Genomic DNA, 13,398 nt, shown 5'->3' with positions numbered 1-13,398 from the left:
CTCTCAATTTTGTGAGAATAAAATCGTAAATTGCATCTAGGTTATTCATGAATGTATTTGATTGGTAGTCAATACAATTTACAAATTTTTGTAACATGAATAACTTTTTTTATAATGCACTACGGGTTTGTTTAATTTTTTAAGCCGAATTTCTGCTTGCGTTGATATTTCCAAACAATGAGCGTGTCACCAGTTTTTCATACGCTTCTTTGTTACCTTCGCCCTTCTGAATCTTCATCAAAGCATATTGCTGAATACTCAATAAAGGCAAAACAATGCGCTCACGGATCTTAACAGATTTTCTGGAAAGCGGATCTTCCTGCTGAAGTAATTTAAATCCGGTCAATTCCAACATAATATCTTTAGAAAGTGAATATTCATCAAATAAAACATTCCAGAAAGCCCCAAATTTCGGATTATCCTTTATATAATAGGTCAGCGGAAAATACGTTTTATTCATACTCATCATCGAGTTTAAAACAAGTGTTTTAAAGAAGTCTGAACCTTTGTAAAGTTCTCTTACTTCTTCAAATCTTCCCTGCTCTTTCATCTCCTGCATTGCAAATCCGAAACCAAAAAAACCGGGAACATTTTGCTTCAACTGAGACCATGACCCCACAAATGGAATTGCACGGAGATCTTCAAACTTCAGCTCATTACTACCTCCTCTTTTTGAAGGGCGGCTTCCGATATTTGTTTTTCCGTAATATTCAAGGGTACTCATTTCCTGAAGATAAGGAACGAACATCGGATGCGCTTTTAAATCTGAATATTTCTGATAGCTGATTTCAGCTAATTCTATGATTAAAGCTCTTTCTTTTTCCGTTAAATCTTTTTTGGAATTTTTGAAAACATCATTTTCTATTCCGGCCGTCAGAAGCTGTTCAAAATTGTATTTCGCCTGTTCTTTATTTCCGAAAATACTAGTAATCGTTTGCCCCTGAATGGTAAGTTCAATTTTATTATTGGCAATTGTTTTTCCCTGGGAAGCGTAGAAATCATGGGTTTTTCCACCACCTCTTGCCGGTGGACCGCCTCTTCCGTCGAAGAAAATGACTTTAATTCCGTTTTCTTCTGATAATTTGGTTAAAACTTCTTTTGCTTTATAAATTTCCCAGTTTGCCTTCAGATAACCGCCATCTTTTGTTCCGTCTGAGAAGCCAAGCATAATGGTCTGCTGATTTCCTCTTCTTTCCAAATGTTTTTTGTAAATAGGATTCTGATATAATTCGTTCATTACATTTTCAGCATTTGCAAGACCTTCCATTGTTTCAAAGAGCGGAACAATATCCATATTGATTTCCTCGTCATGATAACCGCAAATTTTAAAAAATGCATACACATTCATCACATCTTTTACCGCATCAGAATTGGAGATAATGTAACGATTCATACCTCTCAATCCGTTCAGTTGCTGAATTTCTGAAACCTGAGAAACCGTCAGTAAAGTATCTTTTACAATATCTTCAAAATCATCAGGATTCACTTTTTCTGAGGTTTGAATTAATTGGTTAAATTTATCTTCAAAAGATGAATTGCTATTTCCATTAAGCTTTTCAAAAACCGTATCGATCACTTTCTGATGAATTCTGCTGTCTTGTCTCACATCTAAAGTTGCAAAGTGAGTTCCGAAGATTTTCACACGATCCTTAAAATCAAGCAACACCTCAATAAATAATGAATTATGCTGTTCTACAAGAATCTTTTCTGCTTCTTCAATTCTATTGATGATATCGTCTGCTGTTATTTTTTCGCTTCTGAAAATAGCCGAATACAGTTCATTGCTTAGCTTCGTTAAAGCATCAGAAACTCCTCTGAAACTCAATCTTCTTCTAACCGATTTTAAATGATTGTAATATGCTTTCAAAATGGCTGAATGAAGTTCTTCCGCCACTCTTTTTGTGACATCTGCCGTTACAAACGGGTTTCCGTCGCGGTCACCTCCCGGCCAGAATCCAAGCTGGATCAGATCTTCATGCAAATGAAAATGATCATTATTGAATGTTGATTTTATTTTGGTGAAAAGTTCACCAATCGAATCATAATACACATATCTCAGATAATAAATGATGCTCATTGCTTCATCAATCGGAGTGGGTTTTTCTTTATTAACAAAAGGAGTTTTTCCCAACTGTTGTAAAAGTGCATCAATGTTCGTAATTGAATCGGTCGTTATTGCATTTCTCAGATCATGCAAAATTCTCTGAACGGAATTCGGATAAAACTGAGTAGGATGTGCCGTAAAAACAACTTTCACAGAGAAATCCTTCAGTTTTTCACGTACTTTCTCAAGCTTGTGGTCGTGATATGATCTTTCGTAAAGATTAATAACCGTTCCGCTGTCACTTTCTGAATGGAGATTAGGAAATGCGGCATCTTCAATGCTATCAAACAAAACTACCTGTCTTTCAATATATTGAATAATTTTAAAAAGCAATTCAAGCTTTTGCTCCTCAGTTTCCAAATCGGTGTGATTTTTAAAAAATTCTTCGACAATTTCTACCGGAGTTTTTCCCTGATCATAACCGATTCTACTTTCTTCACAGAGAAACGGAAGCAACATCCCGATATTCGTCATTTTATCATAAGGAAGGCTCATAAATAATGAATTGTAGATCTGGAACTTATTTTCCACGATCTGCCTGAATTTTTCTGCGCGTTTGTCGTGTATCATACAACAAATGTGGGAATTTTACAGATAAATAACAATAAGAATTTAAAACAAATATTAAATTATTGCATTAATATTAATTAATTTTGGAAATAACTCTTGTTAGCAATCACATAATAAAGCATCAATCCTATGAAAAAAATATTTGCTTTCTTTTTAATCACTATTCTTCTCACTGCTTGTGGCGAAGAATGCTACAATCCACCACTACCAATCGTTTTTGAGTTTGTTGATTCTAATGGTGAAAATCTTATCACAAACGGAACACTTACCACTTATACCATTAATGAAGAAAATCAGGCCGGAGTACAGCTCAGCAAAACTGATGATGATAAAGTTCTTCTGGAAAACGTGGGCGCTTACAATGGTACAAAAAATTATAATTTCTTTTCTAATATCAAAAATTTTGACTTTTCAATAGAATCGTCAGAATTTAAAGGAGGTTGCGATGGCTATCAAATCAATAAACTGACATTTACCGGGATTGCCATTGATGTGATTGATTCAAACGGATATTATAAGATTGTACTGCAATAATTTTATTTATGAAATGATTTATACCTTAATAAGAGCGATTTAATAACAAAATAAGATCAATATTTTTTCAATATTAAGGGAATTTTAATTTAAAAATTCCCTTATTTTTTGTAGTTTCGTAAGATTCAAATACAAAATATCCAGATTATGCTCAAGAAAGTCATGCTGTTGCTGTGTTTTTTCTTATTTTTTATTTCATGCAAGAAAGATTGCTACACTGCTCCGGAAAAGGTTGTTTTTGAATTTGTGAATAGTTCTGGAGAAAATCTTACTGAAAACAATCAGCTTGGTAGTTTTGCCATACAGGAAGATGCAGGAAACGGGAATTATACCGGGATACCTCTTACAAAAACAGCTGATTATAAGGTAATTGTTGAAAAAATAGGATCTTACAACGGAACCAAACATTATCAATTTGTTTCAGGCATCAAATTATTTGATTTTTCAGTTCGATCTTCGTCTGTGACAACAGATTGCGACGGCTTTCAGATTGATGAGATTTATTTTGAAAATGTAACAGCTACAAAAGAAAACGGATATTATAGAATTGTATTGGATTAAAATGATGAAAGCAAATAAATTATCAGAACGAAGTTTGGAAGAGTTAGAATCTAAGAAAAAAATGATTCAGGGTGCAGCAATAGGAATTGGTATTGTAATGCTCATTGCCTGTTTCATACTTTTTTATTTTGCGGTAATTACAGGTAATTTTGCGCTGATTGCTGTAGCGTTTGGCAGCTTTTTTACTTTGATGCCCACCTTGATGATTCTCAACCAAATCAATGCTGAAATTAAATCCCGAAAATCTAAATATTTGTAAATAAAAATTCATTCACCATGAAAAAACTTATTTTATTTTCCATTTTCGCATTCTTTACATCCCAAATGAGTGCTCAGTATAAAAAGATTTACTCATATGGTGACTATAAAGAAAACTGGGCTTTGGTAAAAACAGATTCAGGAAATTATGGTTTTATCGATCAAAACAAAAAGCAGATTGTGTCTCCGATTTATTCAAAAATTGAAAAGTTTGGAAAAATTCACCCTGATTTTGCAGTTGTGAAATCAGTTACCGGACTCTATGGTTTAATCGATAAATCCGGTAATTTGGTAACACCCGCAGAATATGATAAAATAGAAGTTTTCGGCAATATTCATCCTAACTTGGCATTTGTAAAATCAATTGCAGGGCTTTACGGATTCATTGATAACAAAGGGAAGGAAATCGCCCGCCCGCTTTATCTTAAAATCGGAAAATTTGATGAAATCACAAAAGATTTAGCCTTGGTGGAAAATTACACACATGGTTTCGGGATGATCGACACCAACGGAAAAGAGGTTTTGCCAACTACTTATACTTTAAATGAAATCAAAGCAAAATATCAATAGTTTGCATAAAATTAAATCATTCAAGTTTTAAAATTTTATTAACTCAGATTTTGTGAATGTCTTCTTACATTTGATAAAAATAAATTAGACAATGCTTAATTTCGAGTTTAAAAATCCGACAAAAATACTTTTCGGAAAAGGTGAAATTGCTAAAATTTCAAAAGAAATCCCAACTGATGCAAAAATTCTAATGATCTATGGCGGCGGAAGTATTAAGAGCAACGGCGTTTATGATCAGGTAAAAGAAGCTTTAAAAGATCATCAGTTATATGAATTTGGTGGAGTTCCTGCCAATCCTGAATATGAGGTTCTTATCGATGCTTTACGGTACATTAAAGAAAATAATATAACTTATCTTCTTGCCGTAGGAGGCGGATCTGTGATTGACGGCGTAAAATTTCTTTCAGCAGCAGCAAATTACGATGGAGAACCATGGGAAATTCTTAAAAAATCTGTAAGAACTTTTGAAGGAGAAGGAATGCCTTTCGGAACGGTTTTAACCTTACCGGCTACAGGTTCTGAGATGAATTCCGGATATGTAATTTCTAGAAGAGAAACCAATGAAAAGTTATCTTCTGGCGGACCCGGATTGTTTCCGCAGTTTTCAGTTTTGGATCCGGAGGTTATAAGATCAATTCCTAAAAAACAAATTGCCAATGGAATTGCTGATGCTTACACTCATGTTTTGGAACAGTATATGACCGCACCTTCTTCTGCTGATCTTCAGGAAAGAATTGCCGAAAGTATTTTGATAAGTCTTCAGAATGCCGCTCCAAAAGTGATGGCTGAAGAATTTGATTATGATGCCGCAGCCAATTTCATGTGGTGTTGTACAATGGCTTTAAACGGATTGATTCAGAAAGGAGTAATCACCGATTGGGCTGTTCATGCAATGGGACACGAATTAACCGCCTATTACGGAATCGATCATGCAAGAACTTTAGCCGTGATTGCACCATCGCATTACCGTTATAATTTTGAAACAAAAAAAGGTAAACTGGCGCAATATGCAGAAAGAGTCTGGGGAATTTCGGAAGGCAGCACAGAAGATAAAGCAGAACTGGCGATTACAAAGCTGGAAGAATTTTTCCATAGTTTAAATATTCAAACTAAGCTTTCAGATTACACTAAAGATTTTACAGGAACAGCTGAACGCGTTGAAAAGGCCTTCACAGAAAGAAATTGGGTTGGTTTGGGTGAATATAAAAAACTTACCCCGCAAGATGCTTATAAAATTGTTGAAATGAGTTATTAGTCGACAGATGATGCTTGATAAATGTTAAATTACAGAGTTTACAAACAATATCTGATGTTAATCTTCCTACATCAAACAGAAATTTATCTTTTATCTAAAATTTAGCTTAAAAAACCTCAATTTCATTACTGATATTACAAATTTATTTATATTTTAGCACATTCTTAAATTTGTGAAAATGAAAAAACACCTACTTTTATTTGCCTTTTCTGCATTAGCATTAACATCATGTGAAGATGACGACGTTCAGGGATATGAATTGGATATGCTAAAAGGTGAATGGAAAACTGTAAAAACTGAAGTAATTTCCGGAGCTGACAATAAAACGGTTATCAATACCATGATTCCATCAGGTTGCGAAACAAAAAACACTGTCGAGTTCAGAACAGATTATTATCTTTCTTACAACGCTTTTACAGGAGTGGGTGCAAACTGCAACAGTACAAAAACTGAAGGTACATACAGCTATGACAGCGAAAAGAAAGTACTTGTAACGAAATTCGATAATGATAACGAAAGACCTTACCAAGTAATTATCCTAAGCAATTCTGAACTGAAAACAATGACGATGAGCGACAATATCGATCAGGACGGAGATCTGGTAATAGATTACACGTACACAACGTACAAAAGATAAACGAGACTCCCGGTAATTCCGGGAGTTTTTTATTATCTTTATTCCTTTAAAATTTAGAAACAATGAAGAAGATTTTTTCAGTATTATTACTGATTTTCGCATGTACCCTGATTTTCTCTCAGGAAAAAAAGCCAATGTTCTGGCAAGATATTCAGGATTTCAAAAAACTTGATCAGGAAACTCCACCACCACAAAACTCAATTCTTTTATTAGGAAGTTCATCTTTCACCAAATGGCAGGATGTTTCAGATTATTTTCCAGGTAAAGTTATTATCAATAGAGGATTTGGGGGTTCAAGATTAACGGATCTTAATTACTTTTCAGAAGATCTGCTAAAACCTTATCAGCCCAAACAGATTATTGTCTATTGCGGGGAAAACGATTTTGCTGATGATGCCAAACTCAAAGCAGATGTTGTCGTAGAACGATTCAAAACATTCTACAAAAAAATCCGTGAGAAGTTTCCGAATATTCAGGTGGATTATATTTCGATAAAATATTCTCCGAGCAGAGAACATCTTTGGCCACAGATGAAAGAAGCCAACAAAAAGATCGCAAAGTTTATGAAAAAAGAAAAAAATGCTGATTTCATAGACATTACCAAAGTGATGAACGATGCAAACGGAAATATCAGAAAAGATCTTTTCGTAGAAGATATGCTGCATATGACTCCTGAAGGTTACCAATTTTGGACTTCAGTGATGAATCCATATATGAAATAAAATATGGATCGTCCCTCGAGAAATACCCCCATTTTTAAAAAAGCTGAAGAAATTTACAAAGCTTTAAAAACCATTACTAATCTTTTCCCCGAAGACAATGAATATCTGAAAGAAATTAAAACAAATCTTTTAGGAGACAGTATGATAATGATGGCTAAAATTTCCGGTGCCGAAGCCGTAAAGCTTTATGATATTAAAATGGAAAATGCAGCTATTATAAGAAAAGCGGCACGAGATATTTTGGTAGATGGAAATACTCTGGAAATGTTTGGTTTTGAAGATGCCAAATATTATAAAATTGTGCGTGATCTGGTAGAAGAATTTAAAATACTTTTTGCTGAATGGGTGGAAGGTTTTAATCCCAAACATTTTATTGTAGACGATTGGGGACTTTTTAATCCACCTGGAATTTCAAGAGATTATATTCAGCGTGACGATGAACTTAATTTTCTTTACGAAGATGATGAATAATTAAAAATTCACATTTATTGGATAAAATTTCATTTATTTGTACTTCAAAAAATTTATTATGAAAAAGTTTTTTTTACTTGCCATTATTTCTTCAGGATTTGTTTTTAATTCTTGTTCCAATGATGATGACGATCAAACTGAAGAGTTTTCAATCGTAGGAATATGGCATCCTTCAAGGGAAATCGTAGTTTCGGGAAATAACGGAGTTACACTATCAAATACATCTTATTCGGGATGTTATTCAACAAGTACATTTGATTTTAAATCGAATAATACTTTGGTTTCAAACATATTTGAATTAAATACAAGTGATAATTGTGTAAGCACAGGTATAGATACGGTTCCTTATACTTATGATCATAATGCAAAAAAATTAGTGATTGAGGGTGAAGATATTGAAATCGTAAGCCGTACAGTAAATGAACTACAAATAGTGAGTGAATATGACGACAGAAATGGTGACGGTATAGATGATAAAGTCATTTTTGTTTTAGCAAGATAAAAAAAACACTTCCAAATGGAAGTGTTTTTTGTTTATTTTTTTCTCTTAGATTTCGAAATCGCTTTTTGTTGCGCTCTGTTGGCTCCGAATTTCTTGGGAGCTTTTCTTTTAGAAGGGCCACCCCAGTTTTCTTTTTTGTTTTTATCCTTTTTCTCATGGAAAGCACCGCCTCCATCAAAAAGTTTTACCTGAGCCGGATTTTTCATCACGATCTGATCTTCTTCAGCTGCGATTTTCTTAGGATTAATTTTCACTGTTTCAGGGAAGTTAACATAAGCCAATTCCTTATCCATCAATAATTCTATATCCAGTGCTAAAGTTTCTTCTTTCTTTGTCACGAAAGTGATTGCTTTACCATCTTTATCTGCTCTACCTGTTCTACCGATTCTGTGAATGTACTGTTCCGGAACTTCAGGTGTTTCGAAGTTGACTACGTGTGTAATATCTGAAATATCCAAACCTCTCGCCATTACATCAGTGGTAATCAAACCTCTGATTTCTTCATTTTCAAAGCGTTTCATTGCTTTTAAACGATAATTCTGAGACTTGTTGGAGTGAATCACATCAAACTGTTCGGGAAAGATCTCATCGATTTTGGTAAATAATAGATCTGCATGTTTTTTATTATTCGCAAAAATCAAAACCTTCGACATATCTTCATTGCTCTTCAGTAAATGCTCAAGCAAATTAATCTTAGTATTAAAATTCTCAACTTTTATAGCAGTCTGCTCAATTTTCTCAAGCGGAGTTCCCGATTTTGCGAGTGAAATTTCAATAGGTCCTGCAAAATATTGATCGAGCATATCATCAACAGCTTCCGTCATCGTTGCCGAGAAAAGAATATTTTGTCTTTTATCTCGCATCATTTCGAAAATATGAGTTAACTGCGGTCTGAAGCCCAGATTCAACATTTCATCGAACTCATCGATGATTAATTTCTGAACTTCTTTTAACGAAATTGCGTTATCAATTGCCAAATCCATGATTCTACCGGGAGTTCCTACCAAAATATCGCAGCCATTATTAAATAATAATTTTTGTGTGTTGATATTTTTTCCACCATAGATTCCTATTACTCTTGCAGTAAGATTTTCTGTCAGTTTTTCTACGATTTCAGTTACCTGAACCACTAATTCTCTTGTAGGAACTAAAACAACAACCGTAGGATTTCCACTTTTGTTGTACTTCCAGGTCTTTAAAACCGGTAATAAATACGCTAATGTTTTACCCGTTCCCGTCTGTGCAATTCCCATTACATCTCTGCCCGAAAGAATCGGACCAATACTTTTTTCCTGAATTGGTGTAGGCTCAAATAAATTTAAATCTGCTAAAACATCAAGAACTTTAACCGGAAGGTCAAAATCTGCAAAAGTGAGTTTTTCCATTTTGCAAAGATAGGTAATTAAATTTTGTGTTTTAAGCAGGAAGATGGATGTAAGGAGATGGAAGTCTTTACAGATGTTTTAATTTTAAGTTTGTCATTCCGTAGGAATCTAAGCTAACCTCTCTCTTGTAAACTTATAAAGAAGATTTTACAAATTTCATTTGCGCAAAACTCTCAACAAAATAATTATTAAAAGTATAATCGAAAACAAAAAACCTAAAACCGCCACCAAAGACATTTCGCCAATTCTCGGCCCCGATTCCGAAACAAAAACAATTGCTGTTGCAATCATATTTGCTCCCAAAACCATTGCTAAAATCAGATTCACTATACTTGATTTGATTAACTGATTGGTCTTTTCAATATTTTTAATTTCACTGGAAATCGTAAAACTGTTATCATCCAGCTTCTGCAGAACAGAACGTAATTCTTTGGGAATTTCATCGACGTTATCCGTGAAAGCCATCACCTTTTCCATTCCTGTTTTCAGAAGTTTTTTAGGGCTGATTTTCTTGGTAAACATTTTTTTCGTGTACGGATGAAGGCTTTTTACGATGTCTAGGTCAGGGTTAATGGTTCTACCAACACCTTCAATTAAGCCGATTCCTTTAAATAGAAGATAAAAATAATCAGGCATATACAGTCTGTTATCTTTCAGAACGTCTTTCATTTTATTGATAATCACATTCGGATCAATATCTTTTAAAGAAGTGCTGTGAACGAAATTTAAAACTTCTTCCACATCATTTTCAAATCTTCTTTCATCCGGAATTTCATAGCTTACTGCCATTTTTTTCAGATAACGAACAATTTTATTGGAATTTTTTGCAACAAAAGCCACAATCAGACTTTCAAGAATTTCTTTATCATTTGGCTGAATTTTTCCAACTGCACCGAAATCGATAAAAACTACTTTTCCATCTTTTTTAACCAAAATATTTCCGGCATGCGGATCTGCATGGAAAAATCCGTAGTCCAAAATCTGAGAAACAAACAATTGTAAGCCTCTTTCAGAAATCACAACAGGATCGATACCGTGTTTCAGCAGTTCTTCTTTATCGGTTACTTTTATTCCGTCGATAAATTCCATGCACAACACATTGTTGTTGGAAAATTCATCGTAGATTTTCGGAACGTAAGTTTCTTTATTGTTTTTAAAATTTAAAGCAAACTGATGGATATTGTTTCTCTCATTAACCAAAGAAACTTCTTCAAGCAAAGACTTTTCAAAGGTTGAAATTGCCTGTTTTAAATTTAATTTAGAACCAATTTCAGAATAGGTGGAAATAAATTTAACCAAATCTTTGATCAGCAACAAATCATCTTCAATTACCGATAAAACATCAGGTTTTTTAATTTTTAAAATAACTTCATCGCCGTTAATCAAAGTAGCTTTGTAAACCTGCGCAATGGATGCGGTCGCCAAAGGTTTTGGGTTGATTTCTAAAAAATGTTCTTTTGGAATAATATTGAATTCATTTTCAAGAATTTCTTCAACATTCATTTCTATCACTTCTACTCTATCCTGCAGCTTCTGAAGCTCCTGAATCAGTTCCGGTGGAAGCAGATCTTCACGATTGCTAAATGTCTGTCCGAGCTTCACAAAAGTTGGTCCCAATTCTTCCAAAGCAAGACGGATGCGTTCGTAAACAGTTCCTTTTGAAATCACTTCATCAGAATCGTTGAGCTTTTCATCCGTTTTTTTACCGCCATTCATTCTTGCCAGTAAATCTTTAAAACCATACTTACTGAGAACTGAAATCAGTTTTGCCGATCTTTTTAGTTTTCGTTGCTGCTTGTCGAACATATTTTATAAGAGTAATTGAACTGCAAAGTACGCTCAAAAATCATTCCTATTGAAATTTTTAGTATTGGATTCCGATATTTTAATCAACGCGTTGTATATTTTAAAGATGTTTTAAGCAAACGATAGTTGTTCTTTGTTATGTGAAATCGGAAAGTAAAACATAGTCAAATTCCATTATTAATCTTAAAAAAGAATCTATCTAAAAACTTTGTCTTTCTTAGCGATTAAAAAAACGCAAGGACAAACAAAGGTTCTGTAATCTATTTTCTGAATTAAGTTAAACAAAGGCGTTTCACTTATCTCCGAAATACAAAATTTAAAATTATAACGAGTTTCAATTGATCTATATCACTTTAAAAACTGTCAACAACAAAATCAAAGTTTGACAACCCAAAATCAAATAGAAAAATAGTCTGCTTGGTTCGGAAATATCTTTTAGTTTATCAATGATTTTATTTTTCAAAATCTCAGTAAAACTAACATTTTCATTTCTAAAATCAATTTCATTGAGTTCAACTTTTTTAAATCCGAAGGCAATAATTTTTTTGAACCATTTATTTTCTTTGGAATCTCTTATTTCCTGCAAAACTTTAAGCCGAAGCTTGGTTTTATCCACTCCACTTTGCATTAACTGAGGTTGATTGGCTTTAATTTTATTTAAAATTCTGTCAATAATCGGGAAAAGTATTTGCTCGCCTTTATCAGTAATCAATCTGTTGATGGTACGCGTCATCACATATTTATTTCCCAAACTAAAAAGCAAAAACGGACCTCCGAAGGCAGTGAGAATAGTGAGACTAAACGAAATAGGTCTTGCTAAAAATAGAACCAAAACAGCAGCTTGTCCGTTTGTATGAACAGGGCCCCCTCCATTATTAAAAGTCTGGCTGATGATTACAACAATTGTTATAATGCATAAAATAGCTATTGCAATCTGACCGACAAGGTTAATTTTCAGAAAACTCAATGTTGCACGACTCAGAAGTTTGGCAGCATATTTTACTTCATCACTTATTGTATTTTTGGATTTTAATTTATCTATCATCTGTGAAAATTTAGAAGATGTAAATTAAAAAAAATTTAGCAATTATCACATATTGAGCCACACTAAATTACTCCGAGAAAGCATATTCGTTATAATGGCCTAAAAATTTCACATTAGAACCCAACGAAATAATCTCATCGATGGCATTTTGTGACAGAACATGATGCCATTCACTGGCAACGTTGATAAAGAAAAAGTAATTTCCTAAACCGGTTTTCAGAGTGCGGCTTTCAATTTTTGAGAGGTTCATTTTTCGCCATGCAAATACAGATAAAACCTGATGAAGACCTCCCGCGTGATCTTCGGGAAGTGTGATAATTAAAGAGGTTTTCTCAGAAGTTTTTGGTAAATCGAGATTTAAATTTTCCTTACTTTTTGAAATCACAATAAATTTGGTGTGATTCTGTTCAAAATCCTGAATGTTTTCATGAATGATTTTCAAACCATATAGTTTTGCAGAATATCGATTCGCAATTGCCGCCCATTTTTCTTGTGGGTTTTCAGAAACCAATTTTGCCGAAGCTGCTGTAGAACTGAAATCCTGAGACGGAATATCTTTAAAATGATCATATCTGAAATGGAAAGTCTGCGCCAAAGCTTGCGGGTGCGAAATGACTTTTTCGAAAGTTTCGTTATCCGGGTGAATCATTAAATGATGTGCAATCGGCATAATTAACTCCGTTTCAATAAATACCTCAAAATCATAGAGATAATCAAGTGTCATCGAAACAGTTCCTTCAATAGAATTTTCTAAAGGAACAACGGCTTTATCTACTTCATTGTTTTTCACGGCATTGAAACAATCTAAGATACTCGACTGAGGAACCAATTCTTCATTCGGAAAAATCTGAGATGCTGCCAATTGCGTGAAACTTGCTTTTGGACCGAGGTATGCTATTTTCATGAGACAAATGTAGAAAATATTTAACATTTAACCTGAAAACAAAAAATCCCGCCAAAGGCAGGATTTAATTTGAA

General features: G+C 33.8%; 14 protein-coding genes. 9 read left to right on the top strand and 5 right to left on the bottom strand.

Annotated elements, in window-relative coordinates:
- Positions 1–139 precede the first annotated feature (139 nt).
- Positions 140–2,674, bottom strand: a complete 2,535-nt coding sequence (locus BA768_RS20810; RefSeq protein ID WP_065722293.1) for a phosphoenolpyruvate carboxylase — start codon at positions 2,672–2,674, stop codon at positions 140–142.
- A 129-nt stretch (positions 2,675–2,803) separates the two neighbouring features.
- Between BA768_RS20810 and BA768_RS20805 the strand changes: the two genes are divergently transcribed.
- The 9 genes from BA768_RS20805 to BA768_RS20765 all read left to right on the top strand — a co-directional run bounded on the left by BA768_RS20805 (position 2,804) and on the right by BA768_RS20765 (position 8,184).
- Entirely contained in the window at positions 2,804–3,208 is a 405-nt protein-coding gene (locus BA768_RS20805; protein WP_065722292.1) for a membrane lipoprotein lipid attachment site-containing protein, read from the top strand.
- A gap of 147 nt (positions 3,209–3,355) precedes the next feature.
- Complete coding sequence (locus BA768_RS20800; RefSeq protein WP_065722291.1) at positions 3,356–3,769, top strand: hypothetical protein; 414 nt, start codon at positions 3,356–3,358, stop codon at positions 3,767–3,769.
- A gap of 4 nt (positions 3,770–3,773) precedes the next feature.
- On the top strand, positions 3,774–4,028 hold the full coding sequence (locus tag BA768_RS20795) for a hypothetical protein (RefSeq protein ID WP_123947155.1): 255 nt from the start codon (positions 3,774–3,776) through the stop codon (positions 4,026–4,028).
- Between the two features lie 17 nt (positions 4,029–4,045).
- Positions 4,046–4,597 carry a WG repeat-containing protein gene (locus BA768_RS20790; protein ID WP_065722290.1) on the top strand — a complete coding sequence of 184 codons (552 nt, stop codon included), beginning with the start codon at positions 4,046–4,048 and terminating at the stop codon, positions 4,595–4,597.
- 91 nt (positions 4,598–4,688) lie between these two features.
- The gene (locus tag BA768_RS20785; RefSeq protein ID WP_065722289.1) at positions 4,689–5,852 is read left to right on the top strand and encodes an iron-containing alcohol dehydrogenase; all 1,164 of its coding nucleotides are present in this window, start codon (positions 4,689–4,691) and stop codon (positions 5,850–5,852) included.
- Between the two features lie 178 nt (positions 5,853–6,030).
- Positions 6,031–6,489, top strand: coding sequence for a lipocalin family protein (locus BA768_RS20780; protein WP_034673442.1), 459 nt, complete (start codon positions 6,031–6,033; stop codon positions 6,487–6,489).
- A gap of 62 nt (positions 6,490–6,551) precedes the next feature.
- The gene (locus BA768_RS20775; RefSeq protein ID WP_065722288.1) at positions 6,552–7,211 is read left to right on the top strand and encodes a GDSL-type esterase/lipase family protein; all 660 of its coding nucleotides are present in this window, start codon (positions 6,552–6,554) and stop codon (positions 7,209–7,211) included.
- 3 nt (positions 7,212–7,214) lie between these two features.
- The gene (locus BA768_RS20770) at positions 7,215–7,682 is read left to right on the top strand and encodes a hypothetical protein (protein ID WP_065722287.1); all 468 of its coding nucleotides are present in this window, start codon (positions 7,215–7,217) and stop codon (positions 7,680–7,682) included.
- 58 nt (positions 7,683–7,740) lie between these two features.
- Positions 7,741–8,184 (top strand): lipocalin family protein, encoded by a 444-nt coding sequence (locus tag BA768_RS20765; RefSeq protein WP_065722286.1) that lies wholly within the window; start codon positions 7,741–7,743, stop codon positions 8,182–8,184.
- A gap of 32 nt (positions 8,185–8,216) precedes the next feature.
- Here BA768_RS20765 and BA768_RS20760 read toward each other — a convergent pair whose 3' ends face one another.
- From BA768_RS20760 to pheA, 4 genes are all read right to left on the bottom strand, one after another.
- Positions 8,217–9,569: a DEAD/DEAH box helicase gene (locus BA768_RS20760; RefSeq protein ID WP_065722285.1), complete on the bottom strand. Its 1,353-nt coding sequence runs from the start codon at positions 9,567–9,569 to the stop codon at positions 8,217–8,219.
- Between the two features lie 156 nt (positions 9,570–9,725).
- Entirely contained in the window at positions 9,726–11,375 is a 1,650-nt protein-coding gene (locus BA768_RS20755; protein WP_065722284.1) for an ABC1 kinase family protein, read from the bottom strand.
- A gap of 343 nt (positions 11,376–11,718) precedes the next feature.
- Positions 11,719–12,420 (bottom strand): hypothetical protein, encoded by a 702-nt coding sequence (locus BA768_RS20750; RefSeq protein WP_065722283.1) that lies wholly within the window; start codon positions 12,418–12,420, stop codon positions 11,719–11,721.
- Between the two features lie 67 nt (positions 12,421–12,487).
- Entirely contained in the window at positions 12,488–13,324 is an 837-nt protein-coding gene (gene pheA, locus BA768_RS20745) for a prephenate dehydratase (RefSeq protein WP_034673430.1), read from the bottom strand.
- Positions 13,325–13,398: the final 74 nt, after the last annotated feature.

Origin of the sequence: Chryseobacterium sp. CBo1 (genome assembly GCF_001693475.1) — a bacterium.
GTDB classification, from domain to species: domain Bacteria; phylum Bacteroidota; class Bacteroidia; order Flavobacteriales; family Weeksellaceae; genus Chryseobacterium; species Chryseobacterium formosense.
This window is presented reverse-complemented; position numbering and strand designations above follow the sequence as displayed.